Origin of the sequence: Dietzia sp. SYD-A1 (assembly GCF_015356725.1) — a bacterium.
In the GTDB taxonomy this organism is placed as follows: Bacteria; Actinomycetota; Actinomycetes; order Mycobacteriales; family Mycobacteriaceae; genus Dietzia.
The window spans coordinates 1-3,891 of the sequence record NZ_JADDKI010000649.1; the positions used below are offsets into that span (position 1 = coordinate 1).

General features: G+C 69.3%; 5 protein-coding genes. 2 read left to right on the plus strand and 3 right to left on the minus strand.

What is annotated here, in order from left to right; genetic code table 11:
• Positions 1-29 precede the first annotated feature (29 nt).
• Together IY392_RS18125 and IY392_RS18130 are read left to right on the plus strand one after the other, a co-directional pair.
• Positions 30-1,079, plus strand: a complete 1,050-nt coding sequence (locus IY392_RS18125) for an isopenicillin N synthase family oxygenase (RefSeq protein ID WP_107755387.1) — start codon at positions 30-32, stop codon at positions 1,077-1,079.
• Positions 1,076-2,566 (plus strand): sodium:solute symporter, encoded by a 1,491-nt coding sequence (locus tag IY392_RS18130; RefSeq protein ID WP_107755386.1) that lies wholly within the window; start codon positions 1,076-1,078, stop codon positions 2,564-2,566. The genes IY392_RS18125 and IY392_RS18130 overlap by 4 nt, the downstream gene beginning before the upstream one ends.
• A gap of 25 nt (positions 2,567-2,591) precedes the next feature.
• Here the strand turns inward: IY392_RS18130 and IY392_RS18135 are convergent, their stop codons facing one another.
• The 3 genes from IY392_RS18135 to IY392_RS18140 form a co-directional block, all read right to left on the minus strand.
• Positions 2,592-3,272 carry a TetR/AcrR family transcriptional regulator gene (locus IY392_RS18135; RefSeq protein WP_159077968.1) on the minus strand — a complete coding sequence of 227 codons (681 nt, stop codon included), beginning with the start codon at positions 3,270-3,272 and terminating at the stop codon, positions 2,592-2,594.
• 100 nt (positions 3,273-3,372) lie between these two features.
• On the minus strand, positions 3,373-3,495 hold the full coding sequence (locus IY392_RS19645) for a hypothetical protein (RefSeq protein WP_255412659.1): 123 nt from the start codon (positions 3,493-3,495) through the stop codon (positions 3,373-3,375).
• A gap of 68 nt (positions 3,496-3,563) precedes the next feature.
• Positions 3,564-3,803 (minus strand): hypothetical protein, encoded by a 240-nt coding sequence (locus IY392_RS18140; protein ID WP_194861985.1) that lies wholly within the window; start codon positions 3,801-3,803, stop codon positions 3,564-3,566.
• Positions 3,804-3,891: the final 88 nt, after the last annotated feature.

The window sequence follows — 3,891 nt, forward strand, 5'->3', positions numbered from 1 at the left end:
GCCCCGACCAGCCCACCCAGGAGCCGACAATGCCTGACCTCCACCGTCCCACCACCGACTTCGAGTCGATCCCGATCATCGATGTGTCCACGCTCGCCGATCCCGGTGGCCCCTCTCAGGAGTGCGTCGACCGGCTCGGCGAGGCGGCCCGAGGCGTCGGGTTCCTCCTCATCGTCAACCACGGCGTGGCCGACGAGACCTTCGCAGCCATGCACGAGGCCTCGCAACGGTTCTTCGCCCAACCCGACGCCGTCAAGCAGCAGGTGTACATCGGCAACTCCACCAATCACCGCGGGTACGTCCCGATCGGGGAGGAGGTCTTCGCCGGCGCGACCCCCGACCTCAAGGAGGCCTTCGACCTGTCCATCGATCTGCCGGCGGACCATCCGGAGTACGTGGCCGGCAATCCGCTGCTCGGGCCGAACCAGTGGCCCGATCTGCCGGGGTTCCGTGAGGCGGTGACGACCTACTACGACGAGGTGTTCACCCTCGGGTCGCGGCTCCTCGCGGCGTTCGCCCGGTACCTCGACCTCGATCCCGACACCTTCCTCGGGTCGGTGACCCAGCCGCCCTCGCAGCTTCGTCTCATCCACTACCCGCACAACCCTGACGCCCATGACCGTCCCGGGATCGGAGCGCACACCGACTACGAGGCGTTGACCCTGCTGAGGCCCACCGCTCCCGGGCTGGAGGTGATGAACGGCCGGGGAGAGTGGATCGAGGTCCCGTTCCGCGAGGACGCCATCGTCGTGAACATCGGGGACCTGCTGGAGGTGTGGACCAACGGCGCCTTCGTCGCCACCTCGCACCGGGTCCGGAAGGTCTCGCGGGAACGGTATTCCTACCCGTTGTTCTTCACGGTCGACTACGACACGGTGGTCGCTCCCCTGACGTTCCCCGGGTCCAATGACTCCGTGTACGAGCCGATGCACTCCGGCGAGCACCTGTTCGCCCAGACCGCGCAGAGCTTCGCCTACCTGAGGAGGCGGATCGCGGACGGTGAGGTCGCACTGCCGGAGGGCGCGCGTCCCCTGTACTCGCTCGGTCGCGAGACCGCCCTGGTGGGTGAGACCCGATGATCAGTCTCGCCATCGGCGGCACCGTCGCCCTGCTCGTCGTCCTGGGTCTGTTGTCGTCGAAGAGGGTGCGGGGAGAGAACCGCAACTTCGCCGTCGCCGGCCGCACGCTGACCGTGCCGCTCGTCGCCGTCCTGCTGATGTCCCAGGTGATCGACTCCAACGCGACCGTCGGAGCGGCGGATCTCGCGGGCGGTTTCGGATTCTGGGCCGGAGCCGCGATGCCCCTGGGGATCGCCGTGTCGTTCCTGTTGATGGGGCTCTTCGTGGCCGAGAAGGTCCGGGAGCGCGAGCTGTACTCCCTGCCCGGTTACTTCCGGCAGACGTTCGGCCGCACCGGCGAGATACTGTCGGCCGTCCTGACGGTCTCCAGCTTCGGCATCCTCATGGCGGGCAACCTCGTCGCCCTGGGACACATGATGGACCACTTCGTCGGGGTGCCCTACTGGGCCGCGATCGTGTTCGTCACCGTCGCGATCCTCGCCTACACGATGGTCGGCGGGATGTTCGCGTCCGTGTACACGGGACTGTTCCTCATGGTGGTGATGGGGGTCGGGTTCGTCGGGCTGACGCTGTGGATGTTCCTCGGCCCCGGGTACACCGCTGCCGAGGGGTTGGGCATCTCGGATCTCGAACAGCTGACCGCCCCTGCGGCGGGCGCGGCGATCAACTGGGCGACGCTCTTCGCGCTGGGCTTCGGCAACCTGGTGGCCATCGACGTCTTCCAACGCGTGTCCTCGGCCAGGTCCGCCCGGGGCGCCAGGGCGGCCAGCCTGATCGCCGCAGTCGGGACCGTGGTCCTGTGTGTCCCGCTGGCCGCGGTCGCCGTGGCCGGGGCGGGACTGCTCGGGGACAGCGGCTCCGAGTCGCCGATCCTCTTCCAACTCCTCACCGGGCCGGTACCCACCCCGATCGCGATGCTGGTCATCTCGGCCCTGCTGGCCGCCTCCCTCACCACGGTCAGCGGCATCCTCCTCGCGACCTCGTCCATCGTCGTGGGCACCATCCTCGACACCAGGAATCTGCGGTTGAGCGTGCTCCAGGCCTCCCGGTGGGCGATGGTCCCCGTCGCGGCCATCGGCATCGTCGTCGCACTCCGGGTCAACCACACCGGGATCCTCCTCACGCTGACCTTCGACCTGCTGTGCGCGAGTCTCGTGGTGCCGTTCCTGCTCTCCCTGTGGACCCGCCTGGTCAGCACGAGGGCGCTGATCATCTCCGCCGCGCTGGGACTGGGCGTGCGGCTCGGGTTCTTCGTCTTCACCCCGACCATCTACGGGGTGGACAACACCCTGCTGTACTTCCCGAACGAGGTGATCACCACCAGCGTCGACGGCTGGACGACGTTCCTCGCCGCAGCCGTGTCCTTCGTGGTCTACGTGGCGGTGGCCGCCACCGACACACGGCCCGACCCCCGGAAGGCCACGGCGACACCCTCCGTCGACGAGCCGGAACCGGACCGGGACGTCGAGGTTCCCGCGAGGGCCTAGCCGTCAGTACACCCAGCGGGCGGCGTCAGTCGACAGACCCCGGGCCCGGGGGATCGAGAGCAGCGAGAATCTCGGTTCCCCGGGCCCGGGTCTCGTCGGTGAGGAGGTCCGGGACCCGCGCCAGCGTCAGTGCGGCATCGGCGACCCGGGCCGGGGTGTCGTCCGGAATCGGTGACCGCGTCCGGCGCCGGTAGGTGATGACGTTCTCCACCAGTCCGACGACCATCGCCACGTCGACGTCAGTGGCGCGTTCCCCCGTCGTGCGCTCGAGCAGCACCCGGTAGGCCTCGTGCAGCGAGTCCCGGACCTCGTGGAACTCGCTGAAATGGTCGCCGTCGAGAGCCGGTTCGAAGTACAGCACACCCAGGTTCTGCGGATCCTCGTGCAGCAGCCGCGCATCGGCGTACGCCAGGGCCCACAACAGCACGTGTCCCGGGGCGTCGCTCTCGAGCAACCGGTCGGCGATCCGGTGGGACGGGATCACGGTGCCGAGCACCAGCCGGAGCAGGATCTCGTCCTTGGAGCTGAACCAGTGGTAGACGCTGGCCTGCTGCAGGCCCGCGCCCTCGGCGATGGCCCGGGTGCTGGTACGGCCGAATCCCTTGGTGACGAACAGTTCGCCCGCGGCGTGCAGGATGTCCTGCTCGCTGCCGAGTCCGGTCGGCGACCCGGGGTTGCGGCGCGGCCGTCCACGAGTCCTCGTCACCCGGCAGAGGCTACCAACGCCCCGTCCGGTCGCAGTCAGCCTGTGACCACCTGCCGACGCCTGGACCCCACCAGACCCGCGGTCACGGGCGCGCCGGTCATCACCAGGACCAGCAGGAACGGCGCCGGGCGAACTCCTCCACCGGGACCGCGGCGAGATGGTGCACCGGCGAGAGCGACCGGGGCCACCCGGGGAAGTCCAGCAGGTCGGCGAAGTCGGCCACAGGAACATCAGCGCGACCACCGCCCAGCCGACCCCCGTCGGCGACCGAGGGCCCGGCGCCCGGTCCGGTCAGAGGATTCCGACCAGCTCTCGGAGGGCGTGCCGGGCACTCGCCCCGTCGATAGGCGCCGGGGTGGCCGTCAGCTGCGCGGCAAGCCCGTCAAGCGCCGCATGGAGTGCCGTCACCCTCGCCTCGAGGGCAGGATCCTCCAGTTCGGGAATCGTCGCGGTCGAGTCGACTACGTCGTGCACATCCATCGTGTCCGCCTCGACGATCGGAACCGCCCTGTCGTTGAGATGCCCGACCACCCGACGACACTGATGTCGGACGCCCGCCCACCCGGCTTCCCGCCACCGGTCCAGTCCGGCCGGGTGGGCGGGCGTCCGACATCAGTGT

Coding starts and splice junctions, on each gene's coding strand:
- IY392_RS18130 (WP_107755386.1), top strand. CDS start 1,076: ATGATCAGTCTCGCCATCGGCGGCACCGTCGCCCTGCTCGTCGTCCTG.
- IY392_RS18125 (WP_107755387.1), top strand. CDS start 30: ATGCCTGACCTCCACCGTCCCACCACCGACTTCGAGTCGATCCCGATC.